Source organism: Bacillus massiliigorillae (assembly GCF_000380245.2).
In the GTDB taxonomy this organism is placed as follows: Bacteria; Bacillota; Bacilli; order Bacillales; family DSM-1321; genus Bacillus_AD; species Bacillus_AD massiliigorillae.
In genome coordinates, this window is record NZ_HG428741.1 from 1 (window position 1) to 13,678 (window position 13,678).

Below are 13,678 nucleotides of genomic sequence, written 5' to 3' on the forward strand. Positions count from 1 at the left end.
AATTTTAAAATATAAATGTAACGGCGATTGTGGCGAAGTGGTTAACGCATCGGATTGTGGTTCCGACATTCGTGGGTTCGATTCCCATCAGTCGCCCCATAGATTTGCGGGTGTAGTTTAGTGGTAAAACCTCAGCCTTCCAAGCTGATGATGAGGGTTCGATTCCCTTCACCCGCTCCAAAAAATGGGCCTATAGCTCAGCTGGTTAGAGCGCACGCCTGATAAGCGTGAGGTCGGTGGTTCGAGTCCACTTAGGCCCACCATACATTGTTCCGCAGTAGCTCAGTGGTAGAGCACTCGGCTGTTAACCGAGCGGTCGTAGGTTCGAATCCTACCTGCGGAGCCATATTTATATATGGGGAAGTACTCAAGAGGCTGAAGAGGCGCCCCTGCTAAGGGTGTAGGTCGGGTAACCGGCGCGAGGGTTCAAATCCCTCCTTCTCCGCCATATATAATTTGGCCCGTTGGTCAAGCGGTTAAGACACCGCCCTTTCACGGCGGTAACACGGGTTCGAATCCCGTACGGGTCATAAAGAAAAGCATGTAGAATAATCTACATGCTTTTTTGTTTGTTCGGAAATCATGATTACTCTTCGTATCCGTCTGTTTTTCTATAAGGAATGTCTCCCATTATTGATTCAATATTTTCATCATCTAAAACTTCCTCGTAATTTTCATGAGCGACCGATGGAACTACAATAATATTTTCTCCTGTTATGTCTGTAGCAATAAATGTTTCGATATCCTCTGTAAAACCTTCTTGATCATCACCATCATTATAGAGGCTGCTCATGGTGTCATAGTCACCAACGAAATCTGATGGTGTTTCTGATGTTCCATAGCGAGCTACCTCTTGGAAGCTGTCTAGATAATCAGATATATATGGACTTTTGTTTGTATCATATGAATTTGTTTCTGGTGGACGTATGATGTCTTCTTCTACAGGCCTGTAATCTGAAGCTAAATTTTGTTCAGGTGTATGTTCAACACAATACAGAGAGTAAGGAACAACTTCTAAGCGTTCATCAGGAATTTTAACACCACAAATAATACATTTCCCATATGTTCCTTCTTCAATGGCTTTCAAAGCCAAATCGATTTTTTCTATTTCTAGCAAAGCATGTTCTTCAAGTGCATGGTCTTTCTCACGTTCAAATAATTCGGTCCCTAAATCAGCAGGATGATTATCATAGGAAGAAAGCTCATCTACTGAGTTTTTTAAGCTTCTTTCATCTGCATTATAATTTGAACGTTCGATTGTATGTTCAATTTCATCTCTTTGTTGTAATAAAAGCTGTTTGAAATGTTGTATTTTATTAGGTATAGTCAAATGCTTAGAACCTCCTTTTATACGTCATACATAGTATAAGCTTTCTAAGAAAAATCATTCTGAGTTTGATTTATTCCATAATAAAACAGGCATAATAAAAAGGATGCTTCATTATGAAGCATCCTTTAGGAATTAAAGATAATAACTTAGAAAGAGTCCAACTGATAATAAGAAACCAAAAATCGTGTTCGTCTGTGCTGTTGCCTTCATAGCAGGCATCATTTGTAGCGGTGTTTCTTTGCCAATAAATCCTTTAACAGCTTTTAATGGCTTAGGTACACTTAGAATTACGAGTAATACCCATGGTGTTACGATATTTAATAGTACTAAAACAATTATCCATACATATGCCCCTGTAAACATTCCTGCAAGGAATACGATTGCATTCTTTTTACCTAATAGTATAGCTAGAGTCTTTCTACCACCTTCAGTGTCTTCGTCAATATCTCTAATACTGTTGGAAAGCAGGATAGCTCCAACAAGAAATGCAATCGGCATAGATACTAAGAATGATGTGGATGTAAGCGTTCCAGTTTGAATGAAGAAAGCAATTAGAATGATTAACATTCCCATAAAGAAGCCTGAAAACAATTCTCCAAATGGCGTGTACGCGATTGGATAAGGCCCACCTGTATAAAAGTATCCAACCGCCATACTAACTAAACCTACAAAAACTAGCCACCATGAAGAGGTTGCACAGATATATACCCCTAAAAGTGCAGCAATACCATATAATGAAAAGGCTATTTTCAGGACTGTTTTTGGGTGAACACCATCTCGTACAATTGTGCCACCGATGCCAATTGAATTTTCATTATCTAGCCCTAGTTCAAAATCATAATATTCGTTGAACATATTGGTCGCAGCTTGAATTAATAAAGTAGCAATAAGCATGGCACTGAATAAAAGTAGATTTATATCCGTGCTTTGCATCGCTAGTGCAGTACCGATTAATACGGGAACGAAGCCTGCAGTTAGTGTATGAGGTCTAGTAAGTTGCCACCATACTCTCCAACCAGGTTTGTTCGGCGTGACCGATTCCGGCTGCGTATTTATTTGAGTTGGCATGAATGTAGTCTCCCCTTAAAAGTGTATGTTATCAACATAACAAAAAGACATATATCATAAAATGTGAACATGTCTGCACATGTTAGTTTAAGAAAAGACATAGTTGCTGTCAATCACTTTATATTTAAGATAAGAAGGATTATCACAAATATGATAGAATAAAGAGTATATAATAATAAGGAAGAAACAGACTTATAATGAAGAGTAATTAGGTTAATCTTGAATCGTTGACACAATTGAATTAAGAGGTGTATCTTTAAATAGGTCTACAGGTATATCACGTTAAGGAAAAAGGGGGGAGATTTATGGCTATCATACTTGAAACAAAGCTCCTTGAAGGCATAGAAAAAGCAGTGCAAAAAGCAAAAGAATTAAACACTTCCGTACTTTTTAGTAAAGTAATCAAGGTGCAGGCACTCAGCCCCCTTTCTTTTTATATAGCAGGAAGAGAACAATTCTTAGGTGAGCGCTTGTTCTGGCAGGAGCCGACAAGTGAAACGGCAATTGTTGGGCTAGGAAGAGTGGAAAAGTTACAAACAAACCCAGATAACCATAGATATAGTAATATTGAAAAAGAGTGGCAGGACTTATTAAACAATAGTGTTATTCAATGTGAGAAAGAGATCCCTATGACGGGACCTATTTTATTTGGGGCTTTTTCTTTTGATTATAATAAGAGTCAATCATTACTATGGGATCATTTCGGTGATAACTTTTTTTATGTACCGCGTTATATGATTTCGAATATGAATAATGAAACGTATTTTACAACGAATATTATTTGTTCTCCAGGTGAGGATGTAAATCGTTTTATTAAAGCTTTTGAAATTGGAGAACAATTATGGCAAGCTGCTCATAGAAATGTTTCATTTGATGAGAATGTTTTAATGAAGAAAAAAGAAGTTGACCCGAATCAATGGAAACAACAAGTGGCCGATGCTGTTAAAACATTAAAGAGTTCTAGCATGGATAAAATTGTTCTAGCTAGAGAATTAAGATTAACGTATCAACAACCAATATCATCGGATGCAGTTCTTGATCATCTATTAAAAGAACACACTTCGAGTTATATATATAGTTTAGAATCGGCAAGTGATTGCTTCATTGGAGCGACACCTGAAAGATTGGTTAAGAAAGAGGATAATCATGTATTATCAACATGCTTAGCTGGATCAATTGCTAGAGGAAAGACAGAAGTGGAAGATGCAGCATTAGGAAACCAATTATTAACTGATCCGAAGAATCTTATAGAGCATCAATATGTTGTAACAATGATAAAGAATGTTCTGCAACCATTATGCAAGGAGTTAAATGTACCGAATTCACCAGTATTAATGAAATTAAAGCATATTCAACATTTGTTTACACCTGTAACAGCAGTGTGTAGTGATCATATATCGATTATTGATTTAGTGAAGAATCTACATCCAACGCCAGCATTAGGAGGTTTACCACAATTAGAAGCTGTGAAATGGATTCGAGAGCATGAAAGTTTAGAACGTGGCTTATATGGTGGTCCAATTGGTTGGGTAGATGCGTATGGTAATGGAGAGTTTGCGGTTGCACTGCGTAATGCATTATTACAAGGAAAAGAAGCATCTTTATTTGCTGGTTGTGGAATTGTTGAAGATTCTAATCCTGAAGATGAATATCAAGAAACATGGATTAAGTTTAAGCCGATGTTGAATGCTTTAGGAGGAGATTTATCGTGAATCATCAAGAAACTCTAACAGCATATACAGCAGCATTTATTGATGAGCTTTCAAGCATGAATGTGAAACATGCTGTTATTAGCCCAGGGTCACGTTCAACACCGATTAGTATGCTGCTATTGAAACATCCTACTATTGAAACACATATAAATATTGATGAGCGTTCAGCAGCTTTCTTTGCATTAGGAATAGCTAAATCAACTAGAGAACCAGTAGTGATTGTTTGTACTTCAGGAACGGCGGCTGCTAATTATTATCCAGCTATTGTAGAAGCGCAAATATCAAGAGTTCCATTAATCGTTGTGACGGCGGATCGTCCTCATGAATTAAGAGATGTAGGAGCACCTCAGGCTATTAATCAAATTCAGCTTTACGGCCAATATGTGAAATGGTTTTCAGAAATGGCAATACCTGAAATGACGGATAGTGCTATTCAATATGTACGTAATACTGCGAGAAGAGCCGCAATTGTTGCAAAGCAAAATCCAGCGGGACCTGTGCATCTGAATTTTCCAGTAAGAGAGCCGCTTATTCCAAATATGAATGAAGATTATTTCCATATAGGTAGAAGAGCAACTTCTATGCATATGGATAGTTTTGCTGTGCTAGAAGATTCAAGCATCGATGCATTAGTGAAAGAGTTAACGAAAAAGAAAAAAGGTATTATTGTTTGTGGAGAAATACACGATACTCATTTCGCAGATGCAGTGATTGAATTAGCTGAGAAGCTAGGATTCCCTATCTTAGCAGATCCGTTATCACAATTAAGAACAAGTAAGAATCAATCACATGTAATCGATTGCTATGATACATTCTTGCGTATAGATGAAGCGGTAAGCGAATTGCATCCAGACGTTATCATTCGTTTCGGAGCGATGCCTGTTTCTAAAGCCCTTACATTGTTTATGAAGCAGAGTAAGGAAGTTACTCATATTGTTGTAGATGGAGGAACTGGCTGGAGAGAACCAACAGGTATGGCTACTCAAATGATTTCTTGTGATGAAACTTTATTCTGTCGTCGTGTAGCAGAGAAACTATCACCACAACAAAATCATCGCTGGTTTGAATTGTGGGAGCAATTAAATCAATTGACGAGAACAGGTTTACAGAGCATTCAGGAAGAAACATCTATGAATGAAGGTAAGATTTTTGCTGAGTTGCGTAAACTCTTACCGGATGAAGCAAATGTATTTGTTTCTAATAGTATGCCAATTCGAGATTGTGATACATTCTTTCACTGTAATGAAACAAATAGTAAGGTTTATGCGAATCGAGGAGCCAATGGGATTGATGGTGTAGTCTCTACAGCTCTTGGTGTGAGTGTAGAGGGTAAGCCTACAGTGTTGGTTATCGGTGATTTAAGCTTTTACCATGATATGAATGGCTTACTAGCTGCAAAAATGCTGAATTTAAATATAACCATTATTGTTGTGAATAATGATGGTGGAGGTATCTTCTCATTTTTACCGCAATCTAGTGAGAAAGAGTATTTTGAAGAGTTGTTTGGAACACCTCATGGTTTAGACTTTTCACATGCTGTTCAGATGTATGGAGGGGAATATACAAAAGTGGAAAGCTGGAAACAGTTTGAAGAAGCATTTGTAGAGTCTTTCCAAAAGGATGGACTAAAGGTACTTGAAGTCAGAACGGACCGTGAAGAGAATGTCATAAAGCATCGTAATTTGTGGAAGGATGTTTCAAAAGATATTGTGCGTTTTCTCTCGGGTGATCAAGATGAATATACAATGTAATGATATATCGTATCATGTTGAAATAGTGGGGCAAGGTGAGCCGTTATTATTGCTTCATGGCTTTACGGGAGATTATTCAACGTGGAAAGAAACGATACAGTCTTTAAGTAAGCGTTATATGTGTATTATGCCTGATATTATTGGGCATGGGCAAACGGATCATCCTAATACGAAACAACGATATGCCATTGAAGAAGTGGCAAATGATTTACGAAATATTTTACAAACATTAAAAATAACAAAAGCACATGTTCTCGGTTATTCGATGGGTGGAAGATTAGCATTAACATTTGCTATTCTCCATCATGAATGGGTACAGACGCTTATTTTAGAAAGTGCATCACCAGGGCTCGCAACTGAAGTGGAAAGGCTTAGCCGAAGACAAAGCGATGGAGCATTAGCTGAAAGAATTATTCGTGAAGGCATGGCGAAATTTGTAGACTATTGGCAAGGTATACCTCTTTTCGAGTCACAAAGGCTTTTAGCGAAAGATGTAAGAGAAAAAATAAAAAATCAACGCCTTACTAATAGTGAAATAGGATTAGCAAACAGCTTACTTGGAATGGGCACAGGCTCTCAACCTTCGTGGTGGGATGATATAGATTCCATAACTAACCCAGTACTTCTTGTAACAGGAGAGTTCGATGAGAAGTATTGTCGAATTGCAAATGAGATGAAACAACGCATCGAAAATTGTGATTGGCAAGTTGTCAAACAAGTTGGACATGCAATTCATGTGGAGAATCCTGAAAAGTTTGGTAAAATAGTAAGTGAATTTGTTGAAAAATGGAGGGTTTAACTAGTATGGCAATTAATTGGGTACAAGAACGTGAATACGACGAAATAATTTATTCTTCTTATAATGGTATTGCAAAAATCTCAATCAACCGTCCTCATGTGCATAACGCATTTACACCGAAGACAGTTAACGAAATGATTGACGCTTTTTCTCGTGCAAGAGATGATGAAAAGATAGGTGCAATCATCTTAACAGGTGAAGGCGGAAAAGCTTTCTGTTCAGGTGGAGACCAAAAAGTACGTGGACATGGTGGTTATGTAGGCGACGACCAAATTCCTCGCCTAAATGTATTAGATTTACAACGTTTAATTCGTGTAATTCCTAAACCAGTTGTAGCGATGGTAGCGGGTTATGCAATCGGCGGCGGACATGTATTACATATCGTATGTGATTTAACAATTGCAGCTGATAATGCGGTATTTGGACAAACAGGTCCTAAAGTAGGTAGCTTCGATGCTGGTTACGGTTCAGGATACCTTGCACGTATCGTTGGTCATAAGAAAGCCCGTGAAATTTGGTACTTATGCCGTCAATACAATGCACAAGAAGCTCTAGATATGGGTCTTGTTAATACAGTTGTACCTTTAGAGCAATTAGAAGCAGAAACAGTTCAATGGTGTGAAGAAATGTTAGAGAAGAGCCCAATGGCTTTACGTTTCTTAAAAGCAGCAATGAATGCTGATACAGATGGTCTTGCAGGTATCCAACAATTTGCTGGGGATGCAACACTTCTTTATTACACTACGGATGAGGCAAAAGAAGGTCGTGACTCGTTTAAAGAAAAACGTAAACCTAATTTTGATCAATTCCCTAAATTCCCTTGATTATCATATAAAAATGGAAAGCCTGACAAAGAATTATTTTGTCAGGTTTTTTTAAAAGATAAGAATGTAAACACATTCATCAAAAAGGACCGGTGACGGTTTTTCTTATGAGGAGTTGAAAAGAATGATGCAAAACACTGTGTTACCTAACTGGTTAAAGAAACGAGCGGAACTATCTCCTAATCGAATCGCACTCATTATGAATGATAAGCAAGTTACGTTTCAGGAGCTATATGAGTATTCAATTGAATATGCTTCTAAGCTCCACTCGACAGGTATCCAAAACGGAGATTCAGTCGGTATTCTAGTAGGAAATCGCTTTGAACTGGTTGTAACCATACATGCGCTAATGCATATTGGTGCGGAAATTGTATTTCATAATATAAGGTTAACATCTGAGGAATTAGCTTGGCAGTTTCAAGATGCGAAGTTAAAGTGGCTGATTACGGAAGATAAGTACGCTACAAAAGTAGCGGGAACACATAGTCATCGCGCTACTATTATTATGATTGAGCATATTTCTTCTATGATAGTTAGTGAAGAATTAGCCATTGTTAAAGAGTTTGCTTTAAATAAAACAGCTACTATTATGTATACATCAGGTACGACTGGAAATCCAAAAGGAGTTATGCAAACCTACGGTAATCACTGGTGGAGTGCGGTTGGTTCAATGCTAAATCTAGGATTGCATGAAGAAGATATATGGCTTTGTGTAGTTCCTATGTTCCATATTAGTGGTTTATCAATCTTATACCGTAGTGTTATTTATGGAATGACAGTAGTTGTACATGAGCAATTCGATGAAGAAGTAGCTAATTTAGCTATCAGAAAGCATAATGTTACGATTATGTCAGTTGTGACGGCTACATTAAATCGTATGATTGTTAACCTTGGTGAGGAAAAGTACCCTTCTACATTGCGTTGTATGCTTCTTGGTGGAGGACCTGCACCATTAAGCTTGTTAGAAGCTTGTAGAGATAAAGAAATACCAGTATTTCAAACATACGGCATGACGGAAACGTCTTCGCAAATTGTTACACTTTCACCAGAGTATAGTATAGAAAAGCTAGGCTCAGCAGGTAAAGCATTATTTCCATCACAGCTTGAAATTCATGTAGATTCTCGTTTAGCAGAAGCTAATGAAGTAGGTGAAATTGTTGTGAAAGGACCTAACGTGACGAAGGGTTACGCAAATCGCCCAGATGCTACTAAGGCGGCATTTGAAAATGGATGGTTTAAAACAGGTGATATTGGTTATCTGGACAGTGATGGCTTTTTATTTGTTGTGGATCGACGTTCAGATTTAATTATTTCTGGTGGAGAAAATGTATATCCCGCTGAAATCGAAGCGGCATTAATGAAGCATGAAGCTGTATTTGAAGCGGGGGTTACTGGAATAGAGGATGACAAGTGGGGGCAAATTCCTGTTGGCTTTGTTGTTGTACATGAATCAGCACAAGTAAGTCTAGATGAGTTACAAGCACATTGCCAGAAATATTTAGCATCTTATAAAGTGCCTAAACGAATCTATATTGTTAAAGAACTACCAAGAAACTCAAGTAATAAATTAGTAAGAAGAAATTTGAAACAAATGATGGAGGCAAAGGAATAAAGTATGCTTAAATCTATCACGTTACGTATGATTTCGGCTCCATTAAAACAGCCATTTTATAATGCCTTGGGTACATTGACAGAAAGAGAAGCTATTATTATTGAAGTGAAAGATCAAAATGGTATAAGTGGATGGGGAGAAGTCGTTGCCTTCTCAAGTCCTTGGTACACGGAAGAGACCATAAAAACTTGTTACTATGTATTAAAAGAGTATTTGATTCCAGCTCTTCATCAAGAATTAAAGCATCCACATAATTTACAAAAGATTTTCGCAACGGTAAGAGGGCATTATATGGCCAAATCAGGGCTTGAATGTGCTTTTTGGGATTTATATAGTAAGCAACAAAAACAGCCGTTATATAAGCTATTTGGAGGAAGCAGAGAGGAAGTAGAAGCAGGTGTAGTTATTGCTTCTAACGATGTGAAGAAAGCGTTGCAGCAAATCGAAGTTTATCAAGCTGAAGGTTATAAGCGTTATAAAGTGAAAGTAAGCCCTCATAATGCGATAGAGTATATTTCAGCCATTCGTAAGGAGTATGAAGATTTACCGTTAATGGTAGATGCGAATTCATCATTTGCATTAGATAATCAAGAGTTGTTTCGTAGGTTAGACGATTTTCATTTAATGATGATTGAACAACCATTAGAGCATGATGATCTTCTGCTTCATAGTGAACTTCAAAAGCAACTGAAGACACCAATTTGTTTAGATGAAAGCATTACGTCTTTTAATATGGCTAAAAATGCTATTGCCCTGCAAAGCGCAAAGATACTATGTGTGAAGATGGGGCGTGTTGGTGGATGGTCTCAAGCGTTGGCTATACATAATTACAGTATGCAGCATGATATTCCTCTTTGGTGTGGTGGTATGATTGAATTCGGTATTTCGAGAGCGCATAATCTAGCATTAGCTACTTTAGATGGCTTTACCATACCTGGTGATATTTCTTCGTCTTCACGATTTTGGGAAGAAGATATTGTTGAGCCAGAATTAACTGTAGTAAATGGTAAGGTTAAGGTTTCAGCAGAAATAGGTATAGGGTGTCAAATCAACTGGACTGTACTAAATAAACTAACAAATTATATAGAAACTTTTCCATTAAAATAAAAAATATCAAAAAATAGGTATTTTATAATTTTTTACTTGCTATCTAATCCTGTATAATAGTAGTATAGAGTTTGAATAATCTGAAAACTATATATTATACAGGTAGGTAGAGCATATGAAGAGAGAGAAGAAACCATATTTAATAGCAGAAGTCTTGCTAAACCGTCAATTACCTTTACACGTAATAATGGAGATTACTGACCTATTGGAAGAAGAATTATTAATGTTGAAGTGCAAATTTCAGTGTAACAGAAAATGAAAGCGTTTTATTTAAAGGCTGTTCTTTATATAATCCTCCAGTAATTCGTTATCCTTTAAGTATTCCCCACTTTATTTTCGTAAAAATTAAATGAAAAAAAAGAGGATTAAGAGGGAAGTCCCGTCTTAATCCTCTAAAGATTGCTAAAGCAAATCTTTTGGTCGAAATGTTTGGCAGCCTGTTTGCCCACTCGTTTTTGCTTTTCCTTCAGAGTACATTTCAACTACGATATTTTTTGCCCCACATTTATTTCCACTTTTCCAAAAAGCACAGCTGTGTACACCGCATTTTACATCTTTTGCCATCTGTAATCATCCTCCTTACAAGGATAGTTTGAACGAAAAAGTAGAAGTCATGAATGGTAAATAACGTATTGATGCTATACTAGTTTAAAGCTTTCTTTAAAGTAGTGATATTAGCTTCCATTAAGCTAAAATAATCTTCTTTGTCTTTTATATTTTGATCTGTTAGTACAGATAGATTGTTAAGAGTTAATGATTTAGCTCCGATTTCCTTTTGGATGATTTTAGTTAATTTAGAATCAACATTTTGTTCGAAAAGGACGTATTTAATATCGTGTTCTTTTGCTAATTTCATCATTTTTTGTAATTCTTTTTGTGATGGTTCACTTGAGTTCGCCATTCCAGTTACAGCAATTTGTTCAATTCCATATCGTTTTTCCCAATAGCCATACGCAGAATGAGAAACAATGATTGGCTTTTTCTTGCTGTTATCAACAGTGTCTTTAAATTGCTTATCTAGTTCTTCTAATTTAGAAGTAACTGTTTCTAAATTCTTCTCAAAGTATTCCTCTTGTTGTGGATTTAATGAAACGAGTTCTTTTTTCACTTCTTGAGCCATATGAATCATCATTTCAGGATTTAACCAAATATGAGGATCAATGTCACCATGATTATGTCCATCGTCATCACTATGTTCTTCTTGATTATTGCTTTCATGGATGGCTTCATCTTTATGTTCTTTTTCATGATCAGCTAAGCTATTTTCTCCAACTGGTATTACTTTTACGTCTTCTTTTTCAAAGATTGATTTTGATTTGTTTATAAAGCCTTCTAAATTAAATCCAATGTATAAAAGCATATCAGCATCTGACATATCAATCATATCTTTTTGAGATGGCTCATACGTATGTTCGTTTGAACCTGGTGGATATACAGATTGAACATTTACATATTTTCCACCAATTTGTTCTGTAAGGAACTGGATAGGATAAACAGTTGTATAAATTGTACTCACGCCATCTTTATTGGCTTCTTTTTTTTCACCTGTCTTCTCCGAGTTACCACAAGCTGATAAAAACACTGAGAAGAGAAGAATTAGCGATAAGATTATACTTTTTTTCATTATTTTCTTCCCCCTAATAAATCGTAGTAATTACGATTTAAATTTTAAAAAACGAAATCATTACGATTTACATATTGTATATTAACGCAAAGAAAACACGAAAGCAAGCGTTTCGTGTTTAATTTTTTTCGTCATTTATCGATAAATATTATTTATTTTTAGGCTCTTTTTCAGGTACATAATCAAATCCACCTGGATGAAAAGGGTGGCATTTGAGGATTCGCTTTAATGTTAGCCAGCCGCCTTTCCAGGCTCCAAAGCGTTGGATGGCTTCAAGACCATATGCAGAACAAGTAGGATAGAAACGACATGTAGGAGGTTTTAAAGGTGAAATAACTGTACGATAAAAGTGAATTATGGATAAAAAAAGTTTCTTCATAAGTAGCTCATCCTTTATATGTTAAAAAATACTTTTATGTTTGTATTCGATTATTATTATACACCTTTCACTCCCATACATATAATGTGAGACGTTGTGAATAAAAATTATTTCTAGAAAAGAAGGTAATATGCTGAAAATATATCGTATTAGTTATATTATGAAGAGTGAGAATATTTATAAAAATAGGAGTGAAACATATGCCATCAGTTGAAAGTTTTGAATTAGATCATAATGCGGTGAAAGCACCTTATGTTAGACATTGTGGTGTTCATAAAGTAGGTAGTGACGGAGTCGTAAATAAATTCGATATTCGTTTTTGTCAGCCAAATAAACAAGCAATGAAGCCAGATGCTATTCATACTTTAGAGCATTTATTAGCTTATAATATTCGTAAGCATTCTGAGAAGTATCCTAATTGGGATGTTATTGATATTTCTCCTATGGGATGTCAAACGGGTTTTTATTTAGTTGTTAGTGGAGAGCCTACAGTAGCGGAAATTATTGATGTTTTAGAGGATACGATGAAGGACGGTATTGAAGTAGTTGAGGTACCAGCGGCTAATGAAAAGCAATGTGGTCAAGCAAAATTGCATGATTTAGAAGGTGCTAAGAAACTAATGAAATTCTGGTTAACTCATTCAAGAGAAGAGCTAGAGCAAGTATTTGCGTAATAAGAAAGGAAGCTGGCTATATTTTAGCCAGCTTCCTTTTTTTATTGCTCTTTTCTATCGGTTTCTTCTTCTGGAGGAAGTGAATCAATTGTATGCTTGAATTGATAGGCCTTTGTAATCGTTATAACGCTTAAAATAATGACAATAAATATAATCATTAAACAGATAATTAGTACGGTAGTCAAAAACTTTTCCACTCCTGCCTGTTGTAAAATTGTATATGTATTATATTACCATGGCATTTATTGTTTTTTAGAACTGAAACAGCACGAAAATGTTAATTAATGTATTCTTAGATTGGTGGGAAGCGATATTGCCATTAAGGTGTAACAAAAAAACAGTCCCAAATACGTTATGTATAATGGGACTGTTTTTGCGAAATTTGCGTCTATAATTATTAATGAAGGTTACCATATTGAGATGGGTAGCCTTCTTTTGATCGTGTTGGATTGTTAGCATCTGCGAACTTTCCTTTTAATGTTTCGATTATGTAAAGTCCAAAAAAGCTTCGTAATTCAACATCATCCATTTCAAGAATATGTTCAATAATATCTTTTTGATCTAATTGTTCCAGTACAGCTAAAGCAAGTATATCGATATCTTCGTCATCACCTGTTAATTTAGTGCGGTAGTGTTCAAATAAATCATCAATGAGTTTCAACATAAACACCTCAGTTCATAAAAGATAGTTGAAAGTAACTAATTAAAAATTCCTACTATTTATAGTATATTGTATCATATTAATTCTATTTTTCCTCTTATACTTTTTTACCCTTATTAGATCCTTTTTAATCTTTC

At 36.0% G+C, this 13,678-nt stretch carries 14 protein-coding genes and 6 tRNA genes; 13 read left to right on the forward strand and 7 right to left on the reverse strand.

Translation table 11 applies throughout. The features are described from left to right. Positions 1 to 23: 23 nt before the first annotated feature. The 6 genes from TX86_RS00005 (at position 24) to TX86_RS00030 (ending at position 530) form a co-directional block, all read left to right on the forward strand. Positions 24 to 99 (forward strand) — tRNA-His (locus tag TX86_RS00005). 7 nt (positions 100 to 106) lie between these two features. Then, positions 107 to 180: transfer RNA gene (locus TX86_RS00010), tRNA-Gly, on the forward strand. Between the two features lie 6 nt (positions 181 to 186). After that, a tRNA-Ile gene (locus TX86_RS00015) sits at positions 187 to 263 on the forward strand. Positions 264 to 271: 8 nt separating this feature from the next. After that, positions 272 to 346 (forward strand) — tRNA-Asn (locus TX86_RS00020). Positions 347 to 357: 11 nt separating this feature from the next. Then, a tRNA-Ser gene (locus tag TX86_RS00025) sits at positions 358 to 448 on the forward strand. A 10-nt stretch (positions 449 to 458) separates the two neighbouring features. After that, positions 459 to 530 (forward strand) — tRNA-Glu (locus tag TX86_RS00030). A gap of 56 nt (positions 531 to 586) precedes the next feature. Here TX86_RS00030 and TX86_RS00035 read toward each other — a convergent pair. Then, positions 587 to 1,330 (reverse strand): TraR/DksA C4-type zinc finger protein, encoded by a 744-nt coding sequence (locus TX86_RS00035; protein WP_042345104.1) that lies wholly within the window; start codon positions 1,328 to 1,330, stop codon positions 587 to 589. 132 nt (positions 1,331 to 1,462) lie between these two features. Further along, positions 1,463 to 2,398 carry a 1,4-dihydroxy-2-naphthoate polyprenyltransferase gene (locus TX86_RS00040; protein WP_042345106.1) on the reverse strand — a complete coding sequence of 312 codons (936 nt, stop codon included), beginning with the start codon at positions 2,396 to 2,398 and terminating at the stop codon, positions 1,463 to 1,465. A gap of 305 nt (positions 2,399 to 2,703) precedes the next feature. Between TX86_RS00040 and TX86_RS00045 the strand changes: the two genes are divergently transcribed. From TX86_RS00045 to menC, 6 genes are all read left to right on the forward strand, one after another. Beyond that, positions 2,704 to 4,110 carry an isochorismate synthase gene (locus TX86_RS00045; RefSeq protein ID WP_042345107.1) on the forward strand — a complete coding sequence of 469 codons (1,407 nt, stop codon included), beginning with the start codon at positions 2,704 to 2,706 and terminating at the stop codon, positions 4,108 to 4,110. Next, positions 4,107 to 5,861, forward strand: coding sequence for a 2-succinyl-5-enolpyruvyl-6-hydroxy-3-cyclohexene-1-carboxylic-acid synthase (gene menD, locus TX86_RS00050; protein WP_042345109.1), 1,755 nt, complete (start codon positions 4,107 to 4,109; stop codon positions 5,859 to 5,861). Before TX86_RS00045 ends, menD begins: the two co-directional genes overlap by 4 nt. Beyond that, positions 5,845 to 6,660: a 2-succinyl-6-hydroxy-2,4-cyclohexadiene-1-carboxylate synthase gene (gene menH / locus TX86_RS00055; protein WP_042345111.1), complete on the forward strand. Its 816-nt coding sequence runs from the start codon at positions 5,845 to 5,847 to the stop codon at positions 6,658 to 6,660. The genes menD and menH overlap by 17 nt, the downstream gene beginning before the upstream one ends. Positions 6,661 to 6,665: 5 nt before the next feature. Then, complete coding sequence (gene menB, locus TX86_RS00060) at positions 6,666 to 7,484, forward strand: 1,4-dihydroxy-2-naphthoyl-CoA synthase (RefSeq protein ID WP_042345113.1); 819 nt, start codon at positions 6,666 to 6,668, stop codon at positions 7,482 to 7,484. A 127-nt stretch (positions 7,485 to 7,611) separates the two neighbouring features. Further along, a complete protein-coding gene (locus TX86_RS00065) occupies positions 7,612 to 9,096 on the forward strand; it encodes an o-succinylbenzoate--CoA ligase (protein ID WP_042349978.1) in 1,485 nt (494 codons plus the stop codon). Between the two features lie 3 nt (positions 9,097 to 9,099). Continuing rightward, entirely contained in the window at positions 9,100 to 10,203 is a 1,104-nt protein-coding gene (gene menC, locus TX86_RS00070; protein ID WP_042345116.1) for an o-succinylbenzoate synthase, read from the forward strand. A gap of 402 nt (positions 10,204 to 10,605) precedes the next feature. Here menC and TX86_RS26005 read toward each other — a convergent pair whose 3' ends face one another. The 3 genes from TX86_RS26005 to yidD form a co-directional block, all read right to left on the reverse strand. Beyond that, the gene (locus tag TX86_RS26005) at positions 10,606 to 10,767 is read right to left on the reverse strand and encodes a DUF1540 domain-containing protein (protein ID WP_081707508.1); all 162 of its coding nucleotides are present in this window, start codon (positions 10,765 to 10,767) and stop codon (positions 10,606 to 10,608) included. A gap of 79 nt (positions 10,768 to 10,846) precedes the next feature. Continuing rightward, positions 10,847 to 11,827 (reverse strand): metal ABC transporter solute-binding protein, Zn/Mn family, encoded by a 981-nt coding sequence (locus TX86_RS00075; protein WP_042345121.1) that lies wholly within the window; start codon positions 11,825 to 11,827, stop codon positions 10,847 to 10,849. A gap of 148 nt (positions 11,828 to 11,975) precedes the next feature. Beyond that, the gene (yidD, locus tag TX86_RS00080) at positions 11,976 to 12,206 is read right to left on the reverse strand and encodes a membrane protein insertion efficiency factor YidD (RefSeq protein ID WP_042345123.1); all 231 of its coding nucleotides are present in this window, start codon (positions 12,204 to 12,206) and stop codon (positions 11,976 to 11,978) included. A gap of 200 nt (positions 12,207 to 12,406) precedes the next feature. Here yidD and TX86_RS00085 point away from each other — a divergent pair, with 200 nt between their 5' ends. Further along, on the forward strand, positions 12,407 to 12,880 hold the full coding sequence (locus tag TX86_RS00085; protein ID WP_042345125.1) for an S-ribosylhomocysteine lyase: 474 nt from the start codon (positions 12,407 to 12,409) through the stop codon (positions 12,878 to 12,880). A gap of 41 nt (positions 12,881 to 12,921) precedes the next feature. Here the strand turns inward: TX86_RS00085 and ytzI are convergent, their stop codons facing one another. Both ytzI and TX86_RS00090 read right to left on the reverse strand, forming a co-directional pair. Next, positions 12,922 to 13,065: a YtzI protein gene (ytzI, locus tag TX86_RS26010; RefSeq protein ID WP_154663024.1), complete on the reverse strand. Its 144-nt coding sequence runs from the start codon at positions 13,063 to 13,065 to the stop codon at positions 12,922 to 12,924. A gap of 212 nt (positions 13,066 to 13,277) precedes the next feature. Then, entirely contained in the window at positions 13,278 to 13,544 is a 267-nt protein-coding gene (locus TX86_RS00090) for a DUF6154 family protein (protein ID WP_439096714.1), read from the reverse strand. Positions 13,545 to 13,678: the final 134 nt, after the last annotated feature.